The 20,618-nt window shown below is 65.6% G+C and carries 19 protein-coding genes; 17 read left to right on the top strand and 2 right to left on the bottom strand.

The window, feature by feature from the left end; translation table 11 throughout:
• Positions 1 to 10: 10 nt before the first annotated feature.
• Positions 11 to 478 carry a succinate dehydrogenase hydrophobic membrane anchor subunit gene (locus tag HMI57_RS13335; protein ID WP_171586492.1) on the bottom strand — a complete coding sequence of 156 codons (468 nt, stop codon included), beginning with the start codon at positions 476 to 478 and terminating at the stop codon, positions 11 to 13.
• A 3-nt stretch (positions 479 to 481) separates the two neighbouring features.
• Positions 482 to 859, bottom strand: a complete 378-nt coding sequence (gene sdhC / locus HMI57_RS13330; protein ID WP_171586491.1) for a succinate dehydrogenase, cytochrome b556 subunit — start codon at positions 857 to 859, stop codon at positions 482 to 484.
• A gap of 274 nt (positions 860 to 1,133) precedes the next feature.
• Between sdhC and HMI57_RS13325 the strand changes: the two genes are divergently transcribed.
• From HMI57_RS13325 to HMI57_RS13245, 17 genes are all read left to right on the top strand, one after another.
• Positions 1,134 to 2,273: a mannose-1-phosphate guanylyltransferase gene (locus HMI57_RS13325; protein ID WP_171586490.1), complete on the top strand. Its 1,140-nt coding sequence runs from the start codon at positions 1,134 to 1,136 to the stop codon at positions 2,271 to 2,273.
• A gap of 66 nt (positions 2,274 to 2,339) precedes the next feature.
• The gene (locus HMI57_RS13320; protein ID WP_171586489.1) at positions 2,340 to 3,554 is read left to right on the top strand and encodes an amidohydrolase; all 1,215 of its coding nucleotides are present in this window, start codon (positions 2,340 to 2,342) and stop codon (positions 3,552 to 3,554) included.
• Between the two features lie 59 nt (positions 3,555 to 3,613).
• Positions 3,614 to 4,678, top strand: a complete 1,065-nt coding sequence (locus HMI57_RS13315) for an LLM class flavin-dependent oxidoreductase (protein WP_346655209.1) — start codon at positions 3,614 to 3,616, stop codon at positions 4,676 to 4,678.
• A gap of 193 nt (positions 4,679 to 4,871) precedes the next feature.
• Positions 4,872 to 6,005, top strand: a complete 1,134-nt coding sequence (locus HMI57_RS13310; protein WP_228721106.1) for a BMP family ABC transporter substrate-binding protein — start codon at positions 4,872 to 4,874, stop codon at positions 6,003 to 6,005.
• A gap of 167 nt (positions 6,006 to 6,172) precedes the next feature.
• On the top strand, positions 6,173 to 7,708 hold the full coding sequence (locus HMI57_RS13305) for an ABC transporter ATP-binding protein (RefSeq protein ID WP_171586488.1): 1,536 nt from the start codon (positions 6,173 to 6,175) through the stop codon (positions 7,706 to 7,708).
• Positions 7,705 to 8,949: an ABC transporter permease gene (locus HMI57_RS13300; protein WP_171586487.1), complete on the top strand. Its 1,245-nt coding sequence runs from the start codon at positions 7,705 to 7,707 to the stop codon at positions 8,947 to 8,949. Before HMI57_RS13305 ends, HMI57_RS13300 begins: the two co-directional genes overlap by 4 nt.
• On the top strand, positions 8,946 to 10,232 hold the full coding sequence (locus HMI57_RS13295) for an ABC transporter permease (protein WP_171586486.1): 1,287 nt from the start codon (positions 8,946 to 8,948) through the stop codon (positions 10,230 to 10,232). Before HMI57_RS13300 ends, HMI57_RS13295 begins: the two co-directional genes overlap by 4 nt.
• A 2-nt stretch (positions 10,233 to 10,234) precedes the next feature.
• Positions 10,235 to 10,669 (top strand): cytidine deaminase, encoded by a 435-nt coding sequence (locus HMI57_RS13290; RefSeq protein WP_267313547.1) that lies wholly within the window; start codon positions 10,235 to 10,237, stop codon positions 10,667 to 10,669.
• A 151-nt stretch (positions 10,670 to 10,820) separates the two neighbouring features.
• Positions 10,821 to 12,107, top strand: a complete 1,287-nt coding sequence (locus HMI57_RS13285; RefSeq protein ID WP_171586485.1) for a thymidine phosphorylase — start codon at positions 10,821 to 10,823, stop codon at positions 12,105 to 12,107.
• 344 nt (positions 12,108 to 12,451) lie between these two features.
• Complete coding sequence (locus HMI57_RS13280) at positions 12,452 to 13,090, top strand: DedA family protein (RefSeq protein WP_171586527.1); 639 nt, start codon at positions 12,452 to 12,454, stop codon at positions 13,088 to 13,090.
• 88 nt (positions 13,091 to 13,178) lie between these two features.
• Complete coding sequence (locus tag HMI57_RS13275) at positions 13,179 to 14,315, top strand: adenosine deaminase (protein WP_171586484.1); 1,137 nt, start codon at positions 13,179 to 13,181, stop codon at positions 14,313 to 14,315.
• On the top strand, positions 14,308 to 15,126 hold the full coding sequence (locus HMI57_RS13270) for a MazG nucleotide pyrophosphohydrolase domain-containing protein (RefSeq protein WP_171586483.1): 819 nt from the start codon (positions 14,308 to 14,310) through the stop codon (positions 15,124 to 15,126). Before HMI57_RS13275 ends, HMI57_RS13270 begins: the two co-directional genes overlap by 8 nt.
• Positions 15,127 to 15,169: 43 nt before the next feature.
• Complete coding sequence (eno, locus tag HMI57_RS13265; RefSeq protein WP_171586482.1) at positions 15,170 to 16,450, top strand: phosphopyruvate hydratase; 1,281 nt, start codon at positions 15,170 to 15,172, stop codon at positions 16,448 to 16,450.
• A gap of 84 nt (positions 16,451 to 16,534) precedes the next feature.
• Positions 16,535 to 17,416: a septum formation initiator family protein gene (locus HMI57_RS19150; protein ID WP_228721105.1), complete on the top strand. Its 882-nt coding sequence runs from the start codon at positions 16,535 to 16,537 to the stop codon at positions 17,414 to 17,416.
• A gap of 73 nt (positions 17,417 to 17,489) precedes the next feature.
• A complete protein-coding gene (locus HMI57_RS13255; protein ID WP_171586481.1) occupies positions 17,490 to 18,170 on the top strand; it encodes a DUF501 domain-containing protein in 681 nt (226 codons plus the stop codon).
• Positions 18,167 to 19,126 carry a Ppx/GppA phosphatase family protein gene (locus HMI57_RS13250; protein ID WP_346655211.1) on the top strand — a complete coding sequence of 320 codons (960 nt, stop codon included), beginning with the start codon at positions 18,167 to 18,169 and terminating at the stop codon, positions 19,124 to 19,126. The genes HMI57_RS13255 and HMI57_RS13250 overlap by 4 nt, the downstream gene beginning before the upstream one ends.
• A gap of 55 nt (positions 19,127 to 19,181) precedes the next feature.
• Positions 19,182 to 20,582: a S8 family serine peptidase gene (locus HMI57_RS13245; protein WP_228721116.1), complete on the top strand. Its 1,401-nt coding sequence runs from the start codon at positions 19,182 to 19,184 to the stop codon at positions 20,580 to 20,582.
• Positions 20,583 to 20,618 lie beyond the last annotated feature (36 nt).

Below are 20,618 nucleotides of genomic sequence, written 5' to 3'. Positions count from 1 at the left end.
GTCGGGAGCCCTACGGAGCCGGGCAGTATGGCGCTACGTGCGCCACGCCGTCGATCACTGGGCACGGATCGAAGGTGAAGATCACGAGGGTGCCGAGCACGATGATGACAACGGTGGAGGCGTATAGCACGCTCTTGAGCCAGAACCGGGTCGAGTCCTTCTCCGCGTAGTCATTGATGATGGTCCGGACGCCATTGGTGCCGTGCAGCATAGCCAGCCACAGCATCACCAGGTCCCAGATCTGCCACACCGGGTCAGCCCACTTGCCAGCCACGAAACCGAAGTCAACGCCCTTGATGCCGTCGCCGTCGATCAATGAGGTCCACAGGTGGACGAAGATCAGGACCACGAGGATGATGCCTGAGACCCGCATGAACAGCCAGGCCAACATTTCAAAGTTGCCCTTGCTGGCGCCGGTACGGGTGTACTCCGGCGCAACGCGCCCGGAGCGGGGACTTTCAATTACTGGGTTAGCCATGGCTTAGCCTCCAAAGACAACTGAGAGGTGACGGATGGAGAACGCGACCATGGTGACTGCCCACAGCCCGACGACGCCCCAGAGCAGCTGACGCTGGTACTTGGGTCCCTTTTTCCAGAAGTCGATCAGGATGACGCGGAGCCCGTTGAACGCGTGGAACACGATGGCTGCCACCAAACCCAGTTCGCCCAGGCCCATGATGGGATTTTTGTAGGATTCGATCACTGCGTCATAAGCCTCGGGGGACACGCGCACCAACGAGGTGTCAAGCACATGAACCAGGAGGAAGAAGAAGATCACTACTCCGGTAATACGATGGGCTACCCATGACCACATGCCCTCACGGCCGCGGTAGAGGGTGCCTGCTGGTGTCTTCGACACTGAAATAACCTCCCCTGCACGCCCGGCGTATGCATGTCTCCCACGCAGAAAGACGCCGATGCGAAAGCACTCTTCACTTGATCCTAATGTAGGCTCCGTCACCCGTGGGTTCAATTTAGGCTCTCCTACGCTGTGACATTCTTAACAGGCGCTAAGGTGACGCTTCACCGTCACCCCTTTGCGGGCCTGTCCCGACGTCGGCGAGGGGGCCGATCGGAGGCGCCGGGTGCCCTGCGGCCCGCCGAATTCACCATCGTGCACTAACGTGGAGGCGATGACTACGCAGAGGGCTGGTGCCCAAAATTCGACAGAGGCGCTTGAGCGCTTCTACGGGGTGATCCCCGCCGGTGGTGTGGGGACGCGTCTGTGGCCGCTCTCCCGTGCGGCCGCGCCCAAGTTCCTTCACGACCTCACCGGGTCCGGAAGCACCCTCATCCGTGCCACCTACGATCGGCTGGGCCCGCTCAGCGGTGACCGCATCATGGTGGTCACCGGCAAGGTGCACCGCCGCGCGGTCCTGAAGCAGATCCCCGAGATCCAGGATTCCAACCTGGTGCTCGAGAGCGAACCGAAGGACTCGGCGGCAGCTGTCGGCCTCGCCGCTGCCATCCTGTACCAGCGAGACCCGGAAATCATCATGGGCTCGTTCGCCGCCGACCAGGTCATCACCCCGGTCGAGGTGTTCCAGGACGCGGTCCGGGAAGCGATCCACACGGCAGCCCAGGGATATATCGTCACCATCGGCATCCAGCCCACCCTCCCCGCCACCGGTTTCGGCTACATCCGCGCCGGAGAGCGGCTCGACATCGAGGGTGCCCCGAGCGCCCATGCGGTAATCGAATTCGTGGAGAAGCCGTCCGAGGAAGTCGCCCAGGGATACCTCGAATCCGGGAAGTACAGCTGGAACGCCGGAATGTTCGTGGCCCCGGTGGCGCTCATGCTCCGCCACCTCGAAGCCAACGAGCCAGTCCTGTACGCCGGGCTGACCGAGATCGCCCAGGCCTGGGATACCCCGAACCGGGTCGAGGTGGCCCGCCGGGTCTGGCCCACCCTGCCGAAGATCGCCATCGACTATGCGGTTGCCGAACCGGCCGCCGCGGCCGGCGACGTGGCAATGATTCCCGGCAACTTCAGCTGGGACGACGTCGGCGACTTCGCCGCCATCGGCCGCCTGAATCCCGCCATCGAGAACTCGAAGCTCACAGTGATGGGGGAGGGTGCCCGGGTGTTTTCGGACAACGCCTCGGGGATCGTGGTCTCCGATACGAAGCGGGTGATCGCGCTCATCGGGATTGACGACGTCGTCATCGTTGACACGCCCGATGCCCTATTGGTCACCACCAAGGAGCATGCGCAGGAAGTCAAGAAGGCCGTCGAGCACCTGCGGGCGAGCGGCGAGATCGACGTCCTCTAGGACTGCTCCTGCTTAACCCAACAGCACAGTTCTATAGTGCGGTCCGGCTGTGGCTAGGCTGGAGGGGTGCAAACCAACCGCAGTGCGCCAACCGATCCCGCAGTCGCTCCTCCCATTGGCGTGTGGCTTGCCCCCCTGCTGGAGGATCTGATCCTTTTCCGTCGGGATCTGCACACGCACCCCGAACTGTCGCACAAGGAATACCGCACCACCGACCGGCTCGTGGAGCGGTTGGAGGCGGCCGGCCTCGCACCCCAGCGGCTCGAATACACGGGATTGTTCGTCGACATCGGCTCCGGTCCCATCCGGTTGGGGTTGCGCGCTGACATTGATGCGCTCCCGGTATTGGAGGAGACGGGGTTGGCCTACGAGTCGGCCTCCACCGGCATCGCCCACGCCTGCGGCCATGACATCCACGCCACGGTGATGCTTGGTGTGGCGCTGGTGCTCGCCCGGATGAACGACGACGAGCCCCTGGGTGGACGCATCCGGGTCATCTTCCAGCCCGCCGAGGAAATGATGCCCGGCGGCGCGCTGGAAGTCATCGAGCAGGGAGTGCTCACCGACGTGCCACGGATCCTGGCGCTGCACTGCGACCCACACATCGACGTCGGCCTGGTGGGGACGCGGATCGGGGCCATCACGTCGGCGTCGGACACCGTCCGGGTGGAACTCACCGGCAGGGGAGGCCACACCTCCCGGCCGCACCTCACCGAGGACCTGGTGTTCGCCCTGGCGAACATCGCCGTCAACGTGCCGGCCGTGCTGTCCCGGCGGATCGACGTGCGCAGCGCCGTGTCGGTGGTGTGGGGCCAGATCCACGCCGGCAGCGCGCCCAACGCCATTCCCGGCCACGGCTTCATGTCCGGCACCATGCGCTGCCTTGACGGTGAGGCATGGGAAGCCGCCGGGGACCTTCTCGACAGCACTGTCCGGCAGATCGCCGCACCCTTCGGGGTGGACGTCCACCTGGAACACACCCGCGGAGTGCCGCCAGTGATCAACACCGAAGCGGAAACCGGTCTGCTGGAGGCCGCGGCGCGCGCTGAACTCGGGCCCGACGCCGTCGTCCTCACACCCCAGTCAATGGGCGGTGAGGACTTCGCGTGGATGACCCAGGAGGTGCCCGGCGCCATGATGCGGCTCGGCACCCGCACCCCCAACGGTGAAACCTACGACCTGCATCGGGGTGACTACAACCCCGACGAGCAGGCGATCGGCTGCGGCGTCCAGGTGATGACCAACGCAGCACTGCGCGCGATCAGGGGCGTCCGCCACTAGCGGATCGGCCCACGCTACCAGCGTGGAATAGAGCCGGGGCCCGAGAGGTTACCTCCAGTGTGAGTACATCAGTGAATACCCGTCCGCCCCTGTCAGTCCTCGACCTCGCCACCGTCGGTGCCGGGAAATCGTCGGGGGATGCCCTCGCCGACAGCACCACCCTCGCGCAGGCCGCCGACCGGTTGGGCTACCGACGGTTCTGGGTCGCCGAACACCACAACATGCCCGCAGTGGCATCCACCTCCCCACCCGTCCTGATGGCCCACCTGGCGTCGCAGACCGAACGCATCCGGCTCGGCTCCGGCGGTGTGATGCTCCCCAACCATGCACCGTTTGTCGTCGCTGAGCAGTTCGCACTCCTCGAGGCGCTGTACCCGAACCGGATCGACCTGGGCATTGGCCGCGCACCCGGCACGGATCAGGCAACGGCCATGGCCCTGAGGCGGCAGGCAGGCGGGCTGGGTGTCGAGGAGTTCCCCCAGCATGTCCTGCAGGTGATGAGCCTGCTCGGTGATCACCGGTCGGCTGATCAGGCCCTGAACCTGGTCGCCACACCGTCGGCCTCCAGCTACCCCGAGGTCTGGCTGCTCGGGTCCAGCGGATACTCGGCACAGCTCGCAGGCATGTTGGGTCTGCGCTACAGCTATGCGCACCACTTCGGCAACGAGGATCCCGCAGCAGTGATGAACCTATACCGGTCCAACTTCCAGGCCTCGCCCGTGCTCGATGAGCCGTACGCGATGCTGGCCACCTCGGCGCTGACCGCCGATACCGAAGAGGAAGCCGACTACCTCGCCGGTCCTGCCCGCATCATGGCCCTGGCCCTGCGCTCCGGAAAGCTGGGGCCGATCGTCTCCCCGGAGGAAGCAGCTGCCAGGGAACTTACCGACCAGGAGCTGATGGTGCTGGAACACCTTCCAGCGATCAAGGCCGTCGGAACGACTGAGCAGGTGACCGACCGTCTTGACGCGCTGGTGCAGCAAACTGGAGCCAACGAACTGATGATTACCGGCACCACCTATGAGGTCGCATCACGGGTGGCGTCTCTCGAAGCGCTCAGCGAGGCGTGGGGCGGTCGGGTTTCCAATGGAATACCGGTTGGTAACAAATCCCGAACAATGTGATTTCCGTCGCTTGATTTGGTAGGAGCTGGGGCAGGGCGCCGCTAGAGTATGCTCATATCGTGCCGGACCCACGGTGCGGCACAGAGCCTACGAAAAATCAGTGAAAACAGAGCCACGAACACGTTTAGGTGCTTGCGGGGCGGTCACTCACTGAGGTCTTCGGCCGTGGGGCCCATTTCTTTCTGGAGGAATTTTGAAGAACTCACAGCGCACCACCACGCGCCTCAACAACAAGACGGCCCTGTCAGCCGCGATGCTCGGTGCCTCGGCACTGCTGATCGCCGGTTGTGGCGCGGCTCCCGAAGAGCCAGCAGGCACCTCGGACGCCAGCGGTGAAGCAACCGAAGCCACCGTTGACTACACCGGTTGCATTGTCTCGGACGCGGGTGGATTCGACGACCAGTCGTTCAACCAGTCCAGCTACGAGGGCCTGACCGCCGCCCGCGATAGCCTTGGCATTGAGATCCGCGAGGCCGAATCACAGGCCGAAACCGACTTCGGACCGAACGTAAACTCGATGGTCACCAGTGGCTGCGACATGATCGTCACCGTTGGCTTCCTGCTCTCCGCGACCACCGCTGAAGCCGCAGAGGCCAACCCTGACACCAACTTCGCCATCGTTGATGACAACGCCATCGAGCTCGACAACGTCAAGCCCATCATCTACGACACGGCTCAGGCCGCGTTCCTCGCGGGCTACGCCGCTGCGGGCACCACCCAGACCGGCACGGTTGCGACCTACGGCGGTATCCAGATCCCCACCGTGACCATCTTCATGGATGGCTTCGCTGACGGTGTCGCCTACTACAACGAGCAGAAGGGCGAGGACGTCCAGCTCCTCGGCTGGGACAAGGAAGCCGCAACGGGTACGTTCACCGGCGACTTCGAGTCACTCGCCAACGGCAAGACCAACACCGAGAACTTCATCAACGAAGGCGCCGACATCATCATGCCGGTTGCCGGTCCCGTGGGCCTCGGCACCATCGAAGCAGTTGAGGAAGCCAACGCAGACGGCGCCGACGCCAAGGTCATCTGGGTTGACTCCGATGGGTTCCTGACCGTCGATGCCGGCAACGAGTTCATCCTGACCTCGGTCATGAAGCTCATGGGCGAGGCTGTTGAAGAGGTCATCAGCACCGACGTCGATGGCAACTTCGACAACACGCCTTACGTTGGCACCCTCGAAAACGGCGGAGTGGCCCTCGCGCCCTTCCACGATCAGGAAGCCGCCGTTTCCGACGAGCTGAAGGCCGAGCTGGAAGAGATCCAGGCAGGCATCATCTCGGGCGACATCACCGTCGATTCCGACGCCAGCCCAGAGTCGTAACAGCCAAGGCATAACGCGCCGCAGCTTGAGCGTGAGGGATTCCCACACGCTCAAGCTGACGGCGCGTCTTGCGTTTAGGCTGGTAACCAGCAAAAACCCTACTGACCGGTCCAGCGGCTCCCTCCGCTGATTTCCGGTCCTGATCCAGAACAGGTGGTTGGAGTCCGTTGCTGCTCGAACTGCAGGGAATAACAAAGAAGTTTGGCACCCTGGTGGCGAACGACTCCATCGACCTCGTCGTCAAGCCCGGTGAAGTGCACTGCCTGCTCGGCGAGAACGGTGCGGGCAAGTCCACCCTTATGAACGTCCTCTACGGACTCTACGAACCGACCGACGGCGAAATCCTCCTCGACGGTAAGTCGGTCACCTTCAAGGGCCCCGGCGACGCCATGGCCGCCGGGATCGGCATGGTGCACCAGCACTTCATGCTCATCCCCGTGTTCACCGTCGCCGAGAACGTAGCCCTTGGTGACGAGTTCACCCGCGCCGGCGGCCTCCTCGACCTCGAAAAAACGCGGGCCAAGATCCGCGACATCTCCGATCGGTACGGGTTCGACGTCGATCCCGATGCCCTGATCGAAGACCTCCCCGTGGGCGTCCAGCAGCGGGTGGAGATCATCAAGGCGCTGGTCCGCAACGCGAGCGTGCTCATCCTGGACGAGCCCACCGCGGTCCTGACCCCCCAGGAAACCGATGAACTGATCGACATTATCGGCCAGCTCAAAGCCGCCGGCACAGCGATTGTCTTCATCTCACACAAGCTCCGCGAAGTCCGGGCTGTCTCCGACGTCATCACGGTGATCCGCCGCGGTGCGGTGGTCGGAAGTGTCGACCCGAGCACCAGCACCACCGAGCTGGCCAACATGATGGTCGGCCGTCAGGTGAGCCTCAGCCTCAACAAGGCTCCAGCCAACCCTGGGGAGCGCACCTTCCAGGTCAGGAACCTGACGGTCCTCTCACCCACCGGGCAGCGCCTGGTCGATGACGTCACCTTCGACATTGCCGAGGGCGAGATCCTCGCCGTCGCTGGCGTCCAGGGCAACGGCCAGACCGAACTGACCGAGGCCATCCTGGGACTCCAGGACCACGCCAGCGGATCGATCAAGCTCAAGGGCACCGAACTGATCGGTTTGAAGGCCAAGGACGTGATCCGGCACGGTGTTGGTTTCGTCCCCGAAGACCGCAAGGTCGACGGCCTGGTCGGAACGTTCTCCGTCGCGGAGAACCTGATCCTCAACTGGTACAACGAGCCCCCGTTCGCCAAGGGGCTGGCCATGAAACCGTCGGTGGTGATGGCCAACGCCAAGGCAAAGATCGACGAGTACGACGTGCGAACCCAATCGGCTGATTCAGCAGTGGGAACACTGTCGGGCGGCAACCAGCAGAAGGTAGTCCTGGCCCGCGAGCTGTCCCGGCCGCTGAACCTGTTCATCGCCTCGCAGCCCACCCGCGGCGTCGACGTCGGATCCATCGAGTTTCTCCACAAACGGATCGTGCAAGAGCGTGACGGCGGAACCCCGGTCATGATCGTCTCGACCGAGCTCGATGAGATCAGCGAACTGGCGGACCGGATTGCCGTCCTGCACCGCGGCAAACTGATGGGTGTGGTGCCTGGAAACACCACGCGCGACGTCCTGGGATTGATGATGGCCGGAATGACGGCGGACGAGGCCCTCGGCCAGTCTGCGGAGGAGAAGCAATGAGTTCACAGCTGCAGCAAGGCGATAGCTCCCGCAGTGTCCTGCACCGGATCATGGGTGGAAGCACGCTGGTCGCCGTACTCGCGGTAGTGCTGTCCATCGTGCTCGGTGGCATCCTGATCGCTGTCACCGACGACCGGGTGGCAGAAACGTCGGCCTACTTCTTCAGCCGCCCCGGCGACATGCTGACGGCGGCGTGGGAGGCGGCCAGCGGCGCTTACATCGCACTGTTCCAGGGCGCGATCTTCAACCCCCGGGCCGACACGGTGGCGCAGGCAATTCGCCCCCTCACCGAAACGCTGACCGTCGCGACGCCGTTGATCCTCGCCGGCCTCGGCGTGGCCATCGCGTTCCGCACCGGCCTGTTCAACATCGGCGCCCAGGGACAGATCATCCTCGGCGCCACGTTCGCTGCCTGGGTAGGATTCACCCTCGAACTGCCACCGGGTCTCCACCTGCTCATTGCGGTAGTTGCCGGATTCATCGGCGGCGCCCTCTGGGGCTTCATCCCGGGCATCCTCAAGGCCCGCACCGGCGCGCATGAGGTGATCGTGACGATCATGCTCAACTATGTCGCCGTGTATCTGGTGGCCTACCTGCTGTTCACACCGGGCTTCCAGAACCCCGGCTCCTCCAACCCGATCAGCCCCCGCCTGGACGATTCCGCCCTGTACCCGCTGCTGCTCGGCTCCGGGTACCGTCTGCACCTGGGCTTCCTGGTGGCCATCGCGGCCACCATCGGCGTGTGGTGGCTCCTGAACCGCTCGACCACAGGATTTGAACTCCGTGCCGTCGGGGCCAACCCCAATGCAGCCCGCACCGCAGGCATCAGCGTGACCAAGGGATATGTGGTGGTCATGATGATCGCCGGCGGTCTGGCTGGACTCGCCGGGGTGGCGCAGGTCGCCGGCACCGAGAAGGTGCTGACCGGCGGTATCGCCGCAAGCTTCGGCTTCGATGCGATCACTGTTGCACTGCTGGGCCGGTCTCACCCATGGGGTGTCTTCTTCGCTGGCCTGCTGTTCGGTGCGTTCCGTGCCGGCGGCGTGCAGATGCAGACCCAGACCGGAACGCCCATCGACATCGTCCTGGTGGTGCAGTCGCTCATCGTGCTCTTCATCGCAGCGCCTCCACTGGTCAAGGCCATCTTCCGGATTGACCAGAAGAAGAAGAAAAAGACCACCAAGCCTGATCAGTCCTCAGAGGACATCACCACCACAACGGCAGCTGGAGGAGTGGCGTGAGCGTTGCAACCGAAACGAGGCCGGAAGGCCCGACGCATACCGCGACAGTGAGGAACTGGAAGGCGCCCATCGGCTTCGGCGTTGGTGCCCTGGTCGCACTGCTGGTTTTCGCCCTCGGCAGCCCGGCCCAGACCGCTGTGTTCCGCATTTCGAACGACTCGGACCGGTTCAGACTGGCCGACGTTGCCCTGCCCGCCACCGCCGTCGGCTGGTTCACCGCCGTCGCCCTCACGCTGATTGCCGTCTACGCGTTCCTGCAGGTCAGGAATGGGCGGAAGGTCGCCCGGTGGATCCCGATCGTCTACGGCGCGCTGTTCATGATCGGCTTCCTCACCTGGGTGGTCGGTAGTGCCAATACCCCGAGCATCTCGTTGGCCGGCCTCATCGCCGGGTCAGTCACCCTCGCCATCCCGCTGATCTTCGGTTCGCTCTCGGGTGTCCTGTGCGAGCGGGTGGGCGTGGTCAACATCGCCATCGAGGGTCAGCTTCTGTCCGGCGCGTTCGCCGCTGCGGTAGCCGCCTCCATCTCGGGCAATGCCTACGTTGGACTGATCGCTGCCGCTTTCGCCGGCACCCTGGTGTCGGTGGTGCTCGCTGTCTTCAGCATCAAGTACTACGTCAACCAGATCATTGTCGGCGTGGTGCTGAACGTGCTTGTCTCGGGCCTGACCGGCTTCCTCGCGTCGACGCTGCTCAGCCGCGACTCGGCCACCTTCAACTCCCCACCGAGCCTGCCGGTCATCAGCATTCCGTTCCTGTCCGACCTGCCGATCATTGGTGGCATCCTTTTCCGGCAGAGCATCGTCGGGTACCTGATGTACGTGGCAGTGATAGTGATCTATGTGGGCCTGTTCCACACCAAGTGGGGCCTGCGGGTCAGGGCCGTCGGAGAACACCCCCAGGCCGCTGACACCATGGGAATCAAGGTCAACTCGACCCGGTTCTGGAACGTGCTCCTGGGTGGCGCGGTCGCCGGTTTCGGTGGCGCCTTCTTCACGCTCGTCTCGGTCAGCTCGTTCTCCCGGGACATGACCGCCGGTGCCGGGTACATCGCCCTGGCCGCGCTCATCTTCGGCCGGTGGAATCCGATCGGTGCGTTCTTCGCTGCCCTGTTGTTCGGGTTCTTCACCAACCTGCAGTACGTGCTCTCGATCGTCGGCACCTCGGTGCCGAGCCAGTTCATGGCGATGCTCCCGTACATTGTCACCATCCTCGCGGTGGCAGGCCTGGTGGGCCGGTCCCGCCCACCGGCTGCCAGCGGCACCCCGTATATGAAGGAGTAGCCATGACCGAGAACACCACAGCCGAGGACCCCGGGTCAGGGATCCCCACCGAGGAAATCCCCTGGGAGATGCTGACCGCTGCAGCGACGGAGGCCATGCGCCGGGCCTACGTGCCGTATTCGAAGTTCCCCGTCGGTGCCGCAGCGCTGACCGACGACGGACGCATGGTTTCAGGGTGCAACGTGGAGAACGCCTCCTACGGGCTGACCCTGTGCGCTGAATGCTCGCTGGTAAGCCAGCTCCAGATGACCGGTGGCGGAAAGCTCGTCGCGTTCAGCTGCGTCGACGGCAACGGCAACACCCTGATGCCGTGTGGCCGGTGCCGCCAGCTGCTCTACGAGTTCCGTGCCCCCGGCATGCAGCTCCTGACGGTCAGCGGCATCAAGACCATGGACGAGGTCCTGCCCGACGCGTTCGGCCCCGAGCACCTCTCCTGAACCGGGCCGGCCCTGGCCTGCCCTACAGCTGGAACTGACACAGCACCCGAAACTTACACAGCAGCTGGAACTGACACAGCACCCGAAACTTACACAGCGGTCACATGCCGCGTTTCCGAAGCACCACCAGAAGTAAAGGACACCCGCACCCATGTCTGAGCAGTTCGACGCCGTCGACATCATCCGCATCAAAAGGGACAAAGGCACCCTCAGCCCGGAGCAAATCGACTGGACCATCGACGCCTACACCCGCGGCGCCATCGCCGACGAGCAGATGGCGGCCCTCAATATGGCCATCCTCCTGAACGGGATGGACCGCACCGAGATCAGTCGCTGGACGACGGCGATGATCGCCTCGGGCGAGCGGATGGATTTCTCCTCGCTGGGCAAGGCCACCAGTGACAAGCACTCGACCGGGGGAGTAGGCGACAAGATCACGCTGCCCCTGGCACCCCTGGTGGCGGTCTTCGGCGTGGCTGTCCCGCAGCTGTCCGGCCGGGGGCTGGGCCACACCGGTGGCACCCTGGACAAGCTGGAATCCATCTCCGGCTGGCGCGCGGACCTGAGCAACGACGAGATGATGCGCCAGCTGGCCGACGTCGGCGCCGTCATCTGCGCAGCCGGCGCGGGACTGGCCCCCGCCGACAAGAAGCTCTACGCGCTCCGGGACGTGACCGGGACCGTCGAGGCCATTCCGCTGATCGCCTCCTCCATCATGAGCAAGAAAATCGCCGAGGGCACCGGTTCGCTGGTGCTCGACGTGAAGGTGGGCAGCGGAGCGTTCATGAAGAACCTCGATCAGGCCCGGGAGCTGGCCCGCACCATGGTGGCGCTGGGCCAGGACGCCGGCGTCAACACCGTCGCACTGCTCACCAACATGGCAACCCCACTGGGCCTCACCGCCGGCAACGCCATCGAGGTCCAGGAGTCGGTCGAGGTACTCGCCGGAGGCGGGCCCGAGGACGTAGTGGAACTGACCGTCCGGTTGGCCGAGGAGATGCTCGCCTGCGCTGGTGTGCGCGATGCGGATCCGGCCGCCGCGCTGAAGGACGGCCGTGCCATGGATGTCTGGAACTCAATGATCGAAGCCCAGGGCGGCGATCCCCGCGCAGAACTTCCGGTCGCGCGGGAATCCGAGACCATCTACGCCCCCTCCGATGGTGTACTCGTGGAACTCGACGCCCTGGCGGTCGGCGTCGCCGCCTGGCGCCTCGGCGCCGGGCGGGCCCGCAAGGAAGACGTGGTGCAGGCGGGAGCGGGAGTCCGGATGCACGCCAAGCCAGGCGCCCTCGTCCGCGCCGGCGAGCCACTGATGACACTGCTGACCGACACCCCCGAGAAGTTTGACCGGGCGCGGGAGGCGCTCGAGGGCGCCGTCGTCATCGCCCCCGAAGGGTCGCGCCCCGACGCGCAGCTTATCCTGGACCGCATCGCCTAGGCTCCGCATCTGGCGCCCTTAAGTCTCCTCCCATCCACCCACGGGAGGAGACCGAAGGGTCGAAGATCAGTCGAACGGTCGACGCGGCAGCCGGTATCGGCACATTACCGTTGAATCATCCACCGCACCCCGTTGCTACACCCCGCTGCTACTTCCCGTTGCTACACCCCGGCGCCACGTCTCAGCATTGATCACGTGTGAGCCGGGACCGGGGTCGACTCAGGGGTCCGGTCAGGGCATCCACCCATGGTGGCGCCAGGTGTCGGATGGCATCGTGGTGAATGTCGGTGAGTCAACGAGTGTCAGGAAGGCGGTGGGTCGGGGTGGAAGCGCTTGTCCAGGTCATGAATGCGGCCAGCACCTTCATCCTCAGCACCGCCGAACAGCCCTGGGTCTACCTGCTGGTCTTCATCTGCTGCACCGTCGACGGGTTCTTTCCCCCGTTTCCCAGCGAGTCGGTGGTGGTGGGCCTGGCCTCGCTGGTCCTGACCCAGGGCGTCCCCAACCCCTGGCTGCTGATCACTGCGGCGGGTCTCGGAGCGTTCATCGGGGACAACATTGCGTATGTGATGGGGCGGGCGATCGGCACCAAACGGTTCCGCTGGATGCGCACCGCCCGCATGCAGCGGTCCTTCGGCTGGGCCGGTCACGAACTGCAGAAACGGGCAGCGTCGCTGATCATGGTGGCACGGTTCATTCCAATCGGACGCGTCGCTGTCAACCTCACCGCTGGGGCCACCGGATACTCACGAAGGAGCTTCGTTGCCCTGACCGGGCTCTCGGCGGTTGTCTGGTCCAGCTACTCGGTGGGAATCGGCGTCGTCGCGGGGTCATGGTTCGAGCACAACCACCTGCTGGGTGTGATGGTGGCCATCGGGATTGCTGTCATCCTCGGAATCATCCTCGACCGCATCATCGCTGCGGTCCGCGGCTCCACCCCGCTGCGCCCCGAACCGACGAAAGTCCACTCGGATAGCCAGTAGCAATCGCCGAAGTGCATCACACTGTGCCACCCGGCGGTGGCCGGACGGCGCTAGGTGCGCACACCGCACCTCGCGTAAGGTGAGTGGGGTGACTGAGCCAATCATCTCCCCAGCGACCGACCTTTCCTTCGACCTGCGGAGCCTTCCCAAAGTTTCCCTGCACGACCACCTCGACGGGGGCCTGCGCCCGTCCACCATCATCGAGCTCGCCGAAGCGGTGGGGCACCAGCTGCCCTCCACCGATCCGGTGGCGCTGGGCGAATGGTTCCGCGAATCAGCTGACTCCGGTTCACTGGTCCGCTACCTGGAAACCTTCGACCACACCATCGCGGTCATGCAGACCCGCGAGGGTCTGATCCGGGTGGCCCGCGAGTTCGTCGAGGACCTGGCCGACGACGGCGTCGTCTACGGCGAGGTCCGCTGGGCCCCGGAGCAGCACACCGCCAAGGGCCTGAGCCTCGACGAAGCAGTCGAAGCTGTCCAGCAGGGCCTCGACGAGGCGGTGGATTCAATAGTTGCCAGCGGACGGGCCATCCAGGTCGGTCAGCTGATCACTGCGATGCGCCACGCCGACCGGGGCCAGGAGATCGCCGAACTGGCTATCCGGCACCGCGACAAGGGCGCCGTCGGCTTCGACATCGCCGGTGCCGAGGATGGTTTCCTGCCCTCCCGGTTCAAGGACGCCTTTACTTACCTGGCCGAGCACCAGTTCCCCGCCACCGTTCACGCTGGCGAGGCCGCTGGTTTGGACAGCATTGTCGATGCACTGGTGCATGGCCACGCACTGCGCCTGGGCCACGGTGTCCGGATCGCCGAAGACATCGAGATCGCCTACGACGCCGACAGCGAAGAGCCGGAGCTGGGCGTCGTCACCCTCGGACAGGTGGCCTCCTGGGTCCGTGACCGCGGCATCGTCCTCGAGGTGTGCCCGTCCTCGAACCTCCAGACCGGCGCCGTCGCCGCGTTCGGCGGCGACATCGCCAGCCACCCCATCGACCTGCTGTTCCAGCTCGGATTCAAAGTCACCGTGAACACCGACAACCGCCTGATGAGCGGCGTCACCCTCACCGACGAGTTCGAGCTCCTCAGCGAGACGTTCGACTACGACCTCGACGACCTGCTGGAGCTCACTCTCAACGCCGTCGACGCAGCGTTCCTGCCCCTCGAGGACCGGGAGGCACTGGCAGCCTACGTCACCGAAGGCTACATCCACGCCGATGGCTGAGCCGGAGTCCCGCCGCGCCCCAGCCGGATCCCAGCACCCGCTGGACCGGCTGGTGGCTGTGGTGGCCCAGCTACGGGAACACTGCCCCTGGATGGCGCAGCTCACCCACTCCTCACTGGTCGAGTACCTGGTGGAGGAATGCTACGAGCTTGTTGACGTCCTCGATGAGCTCCCGGGCGCTCCCGCGGCTGACATTCCTGCGGCTGAAACTGGGGCAGGGGACACGATCACTGAACTGCGCGGTGAGCTCGGCGACGTCCTGATGCAGGTGGTCCTGCATGCGCAGCTGCAACGCGAACAGGGGCATTTCGGGCTGGACGACGTCGTCATCTCCCTGACCGAGAAAATGATCCGCCGCAATCCGCACGTCTTCGCTGCCGACGGATCCTTGCGGGACAGCTTCGACGCCACCACCGACTCGATCGTGGAGACCTGGCACCGGGTCAAACGGGCCGAGGAACCGCTTCGTGAAGATCCCTTCCATGGAATCCCGCGGCAGCTGCCTGCCCTGGCGCTCGCAGCGAAGACCCTCCGCCGGGCGCCGGCGAGTCTGCCCCAACCCGCCACACCCTTGCCGGGTCCCGCACCGCAAACCGAAGCCGAACTGGGAGATTTGCTGCTGACCCTGGTGCAGCAGTCCACCGCTGCGGGACTGGATCCTGAGCTCGCGCTGCGGTCAGCTGTGCTGCGGCTGCAGGCACGGTCACGGAGTCTGCAGGCCGAGGACATGATCGGCGCTTCCGCCGACGTTTCCACTAGGCTGGAACCGACCCCATCACTGACCCCACCCCCCGGACAGATCAACCCCTGACCGGCCGACTGCAATTTTTCCCTAGGACCAAAGGAGCATTCCCATGGCCATCATCGATGCCATCCACGCACGTGAAATCCTTGATTCCCGCGGCAACCCCACCATCGAGGTGGAGGTCCTGCTCGACGACGACACCTTCGGCCGGGCAGCCGTACCCTCCGGCGCGTCCACCGGTGCCTTCGAAGCGAACGAACGCCGCGACGGCGAGAAGAACCGCTACCTCGGGAAGGGTGTCCTGCAGGCCGTCGAAGCGGTAATCGAGCAGATCCAGCCGGCTCTCCTCGGCTTCGACGCCACCGACCAGCGGGCTATCGACCAGGCCATGATCGACCTCGACGGCACCGAGAACAAGTCCAGCCTTGGCGCCAACGCCATGCTCGGCGTCTCGCTCGCCGTCGCCCGGGCCGCCTCCGAATCCTCGGCGCTGCCCCTCTACCGCTACCTCGGTGGCCCCAACGCGCACGTGCTTCCCGTGCCGCTGATGAACATTCTCAACGGTGGCTCCCACGCCGACTCCGACGTCGACATCCAGGAATTCATGATCGTGCCCCTCGGCGCCGAGTCCTTCTCCGAGGGTCTGCGCTGGGGCGTCGAGGTCTACCACGAGCTGAAGTCGGTGCTCAAGGAAAAGGGCCTGGCCACCGGGCTCGGCGACGAGGGCGGCTTCGCTCCTAACCTGCCGTCCAACCGCGACGCACTGGACCTGATCACCACCGCCATCCAGCGGGCCGGCTACACCCCTGGCAAGGATATTGCGCTGGCGCTCGACGTCGCCGCGTCGGAGTTCTACACCGACGGTGCCTACCACTTCGAGGGGAAGACCCTGTCCTCCACGGAGATGAACGCCTACTACGGTGAACTGGTCCGCGACTACCCGCTGGTGTCCATCGAGGATCCCCTGGACGAGGAGGACTGGGACGGCTGGAAGGCCCTGACCGAGCAGGTGGGCTCCAAGGTCCAGCTCGTCGGTGACGACCTCTTCGTCACCAACCCGGTCCGCCTGGCCCGCGGCATCGAAGCCGACACGGCTAATTCGCTGCTGGTCAAGGTGAACCAGATCGGTACGCTCACCGAGACCCTCGATGCGATCTCCCTGGCGCAGCGCTCCGGCTACACCACCATCACCTCGCACCGCTCCGGCGAGACCGAGGACACCACGATCGCTGACATTTGTGTCGCCACCAACGCCGGCCAGATCAAGACCGGTGCACCCGCGCGGTCCGAACGGGTGGCCAAGTACAATCAGCTCCTGCGGATCGAAGAGGAGCTCGACGACGCCGCACGTTACGCAGGGCGGGCCGCCTTCCCGCGTTTCACGGCCTAGTTCACAGCCCCGGCGGCTACCCTCATTAGAGAGGGTTGCCCACGGGCTGCCCGTGACGTGTATTGAGGACCCAGAGGAGTATTGATGTCTACCCGCCGCCCCAAGGTGCCGCGCAGTGCAGGTCCTCAGGCGCCAGCGACACCAGCTCCGGAAAGCCACGAGGGTGGGCCGCGCGCCCGTCCAGGCGTGCGATCCGGCTCGGCGGCGGCCTCCTCCGGGTCGATGCGACCAGCCCCGCGCCCAGCGGGTCCAGCCGGTAAATCGGCGGGACCCGCAGGGCGCGGACCGGTACCCCACGCGGGAGCTGGCGGCGCCGCTGGGCCCCGCTCCGCCGAATCACATACCGCCGAGTCACGCACTCCTAAACCTGGCTCCGCGGCATCACGCACCGCTAACTCAAGCTCCGCTAAATCAGACACCGCTAAACCAGGGTTCGCTCAACAAGACACCGCCGAATCCGCTCCGCTGAGTCCCTCCGAGGCGAGGGCGCAGCAGCGGTTGCAGCTCGCCGGTGCCATCCGGCGGGCGCGGCAGCCCTTCCGGCGTGACGCGCCAGCGATCGTGCCGGCCGAAGACGCCAAACCCATCCCCGCGAAATCCTTCTCCGGCAGGCTCCTCGCCCTGGCGGTAGTCCTGGTCACCATCACCGTGCTGCTTGCACCCTCGGTGCGGACCTACCTCCTCCAGCAGGGTGAGCTCAATACGCTGCGCGACGAAATCGCAGCGCTTGAACAATCCCAGCTTGAGTCCGAACGGCAGCTCGCCCGCTGGGAAGACCCCGCCTACATCAAGGCCCAGGCCCGCGAACGGATCTTCCTGGTGATGCCCGGCGAGACCCGCTACGTCGTGGTGGGGGACAGCATCCTCGGCGAGGAAGCCGTCGGCTCCTCGGGCGAGGCCCCGCAGGACCTGCCCTGGGTCGACGCCCTTTGGGACTCAATTGAGCGGTCGGCAACCGACTCCTAGCACCGGCGATTCCGCCGCCGAGTCCCCACTTCACCGCACGTTTACTGCTTCCACGCACGAAAGGTAGGCCGTCATGGATTCCGCACCCAGCACTGAACTGACCAGCTCAGACCTCGACACCCTCAGCCGTCAGCTGGGCCGTCCGGTGCGGGACGTCGTCGAGATCGGGGCACGCTGCGTCTGCGGAAACCCGCTCGTCGCGACCACCGCCCCGCGGCTCTCCAACGGCATTCCTTTCCCCACCACCTACTACCTCACCCACCCGGTGATCACCGCTGCGGTCTCGCGCCTTGAAGCGTCGGGTCTGATGGCTGAGATGACCGAGCGGTTGGAGCAGGATCCGGTCCTGGCGGCGCAGTACGCGCAGGCCCACGAACACTATCTGAGCGTAAGGAACGCCATCGGGGAGCGGTCCGGGACGGGACCGGTACCCGAAATCGACGGGGTCTCAGCCGGCGGAATGCCCACCCGGGTGAAATGCCTTCACGTCCTGGTCGGCCACTCCCTGGCCGCCGGTCCCGGGGTCAATCCGCTCGGTGATGAGGCGCTCGACGGGATCGCCCAGTGGTGGACCCGCGATCGGTGCTACTGCGCCGGCGCCTGGGACACGGCAGGGTCGGCCCCCGACCGCGAACTCAGCCGGCACACCCGCACCCAGGGGCTCACCCCCGAGGAGCTGGAGATCAAGCGGGCGAACCGCCGGTCAGCTGCCGACGCTGCGACGGAAACCACCGCCACCACGGAGGAGCCATAATGCGGACAGCCGCCATCGACTGCGGAACCAATTCGATCCGCCTCCTGATCGCCGACGTGGCCGACGGCCGGACCCTCACCGACGTCGTCCGTGTCATGCGGGTGGTCCGGCTGGGCGAAGGCGTCGACACCACCGGCAGGCTCTCCGACGCCGCGCTGGAGCGGACCTTCACCGCCGCCCGTGAGTACGCGGGACTCATCGACTTACACGGCGCTGACCGGATCCGCTTCGTGGCGACCTCGGCAACCCGGGACGCAGCGAACCGGGACGAGTTTGCGGCGGGGATCCATGACCTGCTGGGAGTACACCCCGAGGTGGTGAGCGGGGAGGAGGAGGCAGCGCTGTCCTTCGACGGTGCGCTGAGCGTTCTTCCCGCCGAGGCCTCGGCCGGTGAGGATTCCCTGGTGCTCGTCGTCGACCTCGGCGGGGGCAGCACCGAGTTCGTTGCTGGCACTGCCGCCGGAGTCGCAGCGTCCATCAGCATGGACATGGGGTGTGTCCGGTTCACTGAGCGTTACCTTGCCTCGGATCCGCCGACAACCACTGAAATCACCACCATGGAGAACGAGGTACAGCGGCTCATCGCTGATGCAGCGCTCCGGGTACCGTTCGATCGGGTCACCCGTCTGATCGGTGTGGCGGGGAGCATCACCACGGTCACCGCGCACGCCCTGCGCCTGCCCGAGTACTCTCCGGCCGACATCCACGGCGCCGAACTGGACCAGGCCCTCGTGGCGCGGGCTGCCACCGAGCTGCTGGAGATGACCCGCGACCAACGGGCCGCGCTGCCCTACATGCACCCGGGCAGGGTGGACGTGATCGGTGCCGGAGCGTTGATCTGGCGGACCATCACCGCGCATCTGGGTGTTGCGACCGGAGGCAGGGTGGTGACGTCCATTGCCAGCGAACACGACATCCTTGACGGAATAGCCCTCAGCCAGAGTTCAGGAAACTAACTTGGTGACTCCCTCTCGCGGTCCACTGAGTGTCCGGCTGCGGTCAACGGCCTGTTTGCTCGGGGCGGTACTGGCAGCCGCGCTGCTGCCTGCGTTCCCTGCTCACGCCGATGAACTGCGGGAGCGCGAGTACTGGCTGGAGGATTACGGCATCACCGAGGCGTGGGAGACCACCCAGGGGGAGGGGGTCCGCGTTGCGGTGATCGACAGCGGCGTCGACGGATCGCACCCCGACCTCGACGGCGTTGTGGTGGGCGGAACTGATGTTTCGGGTGCTGGACAGCTGGATGGCCAGCTGGGTATTGGCGAGGTGTCGGAGCACGGCACCCTGGTCGCCAGTCTGCTCGCCGGGCGCGGGCACCTGCCCGATCCCCCTCCCAGCCCGTCGCCATCCGCCGCCGACGACGAATCCCCGGGCGACCAGTCGCCGTCACCCGAACCGGTGGAGACCACCGGGCCAGACACCTATGGGCGCGGCTCCGACGGGATCGTCGGCGTGGCGCCGCAGGCGGACCTGCTAGCCGTCTCGGTCTGGATCGAGGGTCCGACCAAGGGCCCCAACCCCGCTGGAATCAGTATTGACCAACAGATTCCCGACGCCGTCCGGTGGGCAGTGGACAACGGCGCCCAGGTGATCAACATGTCTCTGGGAAGCACCTCGCCCACCTGGCCGGAAAGCTGGGATGACGCCTTCCTCTATGCCGAGGAAAACGATGTGGTGATCGTTGCTGCCGCCGGAAACCGCGCTGGCGGCTCAATGCAGGTCGGCGCTCCGGCGACCATGCCGGGGGTCCTCGCGGTCGCCGGTCTGGACCGCGACGGCGAAGCGAGCCGCGAATCGTCCTCCGAAGGCATCAGCATCGGCGTCGCCGCTCCCGCCGAGAACCTCGTGGGTGCCCTGCCCGGAGGGGTCTACGCGGACTGGTCGGGCAGCTCGGGGGCAGCGCCTCTCGTTGCAGGCACTGCCGCACTGATCCGGTCCCAATACCCTGACCTCTCTGCCGCCCAGGTGGTCAACAGGATTCTCCTGACGGCACGGGACGCCGGCGACGACGGCGGGGAGCGCGACACCATCTACGGCTACGGGATCCTCGACGTCGCCGCGGCAGTGAACGCCGACATCGCGGTGCCCGAGGAGAACCTTCTCGGGAGTATGGCCGAGTTCATCCAGATCTACCGCAGGGGAGAACCCGCGCCACCTCCCGAACCGGCGGAGCCCACCACCGAACCCACGCCCGTCGACATCCCCGAACCCGCGGTGCCAGTCGCCGAAGAGGTGACTGGGACCTCGGGCGGTCTGCCCGCAGCAATCGTGCTCGGTTTCGGCGCCCTGATCCTCGTCGTCCTGACCGGGGGCACCGTCGCCGTCCTGCGGGCTCGGCGTGCTGCCTTGGACAGCGCGAAGGGAGAGTCCGAGGCTAAGTCTCAGGGGATCGCCAGCGACGACGGACCCTGATTGTGCCTTTCTGGGGCGAGGAATCTAGTCCGACCA

This window comes from Arthrobacter sp. 260 (genome assembly GCF_013116745.1).
In the GTDB taxonomy this organism is placed as follows: domain Bacteria; phylum Actinomycetota; class Actinomycetes; order Actinomycetales; family Micrococcaceae; genus Arthrobacter_D.
This window is presented reverse-complemented; position numbering and strand designations above follow the sequence as displayed.

Excerpts from the sequence above, each read along its gene's own strand:
- HMI57_RS13270 (WP_171586483.1), top strand. The coding sequence starts at position 14,308 with ATGGCTGAGCCGGAGTCCCGCCGCGCCCCAGCCGGATCCCAGCACCCG.
- HMI57_RS13325 (WP_171586490.1), top strand. The coding sequence starts at position 1,134 with ATGACTACGCAGAGGGCTGGTGCCCAAAATTCGACAGAGGCGCTTGAG.
- HMI57_RS13255 (WP_171586481.1), top strand. The coding sequence starts at position 17,490 with ATGGATTCCGCACCCAGCACTGAACTGACCAGCTCAGACCTCGACACC.
- HMI57_RS13280 (WP_171586527.1), top strand. The coding sequence starts at position 12,452 with ATGAATGCGGCCAGCACCTTCATCCTCAGCACCGCCGAACAGCCCTGG.
- eno (WP_171586482.1), top strand. The coding sequence starts at position 15,170 with ATGGCCATCATCGATGCCATCCACGCACGTGAAATCCTTGATTCCCGC.
- HMI57_RS13290 (WP_267313547.1), top strand. The coding sequence starts at position 10,235 with ATGACCGAGAACACCACAGCCGAGGACCCCGGGTCAGGGATCCCCACC.
- HMI57_RS13335 (WP_171586492.1), bottom strand. The coding sequence starts at position 478 with ATGGCTAACCCAGTAATTGAAAGTCCCCGCTCCGGGCGCGTTGCGCCG.
- HMI57_RS13300 (WP_171586487.1), top strand. The coding sequence starts at position 7,705 with ATGAGTTCACAGCTGCAGCAAGGCGATAGCTCCCGCAGTGTCCTGCAC.
- HMI57_RS19150 (WP_228721105.1), top strand. The coding sequence starts at position 16,535 with ATGTCTACCCGCCGCCCCAAGGTGCCGCGCAGTGCAGGTCCTCAGGCG.
- HMI57_RS13285 (WP_171586485.1), top strand. The coding sequence starts at position 10,821 with ATGTCTGAGCAGTTCGACGCCGTCGACATCATCCGCATCAAAAGGGAC.